The sequence below is a fragment of the Deltaproteobacteria bacterium genome (assembly GCA_009930495.1).
GTDB lineage: Bacteria > Desulfobacterota > Desulfovibrionia > Desulfovibrionales > Desulfomicrobiaceae > Desulfomicrobium.
The window spans coordinates 1-1,148 of sequence record RZYB01000447.1 but is presented as its reverse complement, the minus strand read 5'-3'; the positions used below and the strand labels follow the sequence as shown (position 1 = coordinate 1,148).

The following is a 1,148-nucleotide window of genomic DNA, read 5'->3' as shown; positions in this document are numbered from 1 at the left end:
CGGAGCAAGCACACCCTGGTCCTGCTCGATGGCCGCCGCCTGGCCTTCGGCTACAACGACATGATCGACCTGCGCCAGATCCCCACGACCATGGTCGAACGCATCGAGGTTGTGCGCGGCCCGGCCTCGGCCCTGTACGGCAGCGACGCCCTGGGCGGCGTGGTCAACATCATCACCAAAAAGGCCCCTTCGGAGTGGACGGCCAAGCTCCGCGGGCAATACGGCGGGCAGGTCAACGGGGAAAACCAGGGTTTTACGGTGGGCGGCTATGTCGGCGGAGGCACGGACCGGGTTCACGCCCTGCTCGCCACCGAAGCCAATCACCAGGCCGGATGGGATAAAAATGGCGACGCCCCGGATGACGGATTTTCCGCCGATCCGGCCTTTTTGGCCGCACGACTGGCCGTTGATCTGACCGAAACGCAGACCCTGACCGCTGGCGCGGAATACATGCAGAACACCCATGCCGGGGACCAGGTCTACGAAAGCCGAACGCGCGAGCGTCAGGCCGACGAGGAGCGCCAGGGGTACTTCCTGCAGTACGACGCCCAATTCGCGGACACGCAAACCCTCATGCTCCGGGCCAATCATTCGGGATATGAGGACGAAATCGGGTTCACGCCGTATGCCGCGTCCGGCGAGCGGACCACCGAACAGTCCACCAATCAATTGGAAGCCCGGTATTCGGCGCTTCTTTTGTCCGATCACATGCTGACCCTGGGCGGCGAAATCCGCCGTGACGGCTTGGACGACACCCAGGCCGGGGTCGATACCGACGAGCACGTCGACAATTACAGTGTTCTTGTCCAGGACGAGTACCAGATCATTGATCCCCTGACCCTGGTCGTGTCCCTACGCTACGACAACCATTCCGAATTCGGGGATCATCTGTCGCCGCGCGCGTCCCTGGTGTACGCCGTCATGGATAACCTGCGCCTCAAAGGCTCTTTCGGCCAGGGCTTCCGCGCGCCGTCCCTGTCCGAATTGTACGTCACCTCCCAGCGCCAGAAGGGCAAGGTGGTCCATGAGGCCAACGAGAACCTCCAGGAAGAGGAATCGACCAGCTACGAACTCGGCGTCGAGGGCGAATACGAAGCCTTTCACGGCGGCCTGACGGTGTTTCGGACCGACATCGACAACATGATCGA

General features: G+C 62.5%; 1 protein-coding gene. It reads left to right on the top strand.

What is annotated here, in order from left to right:
- Nucleotides 1-1,148, top strand: a 1,148-nt coding sequence (locus EOL86_15375; protein NCD26950.1) for a TonB-dependent receptor, incomplete at both ends; no start/stop codon positions are given.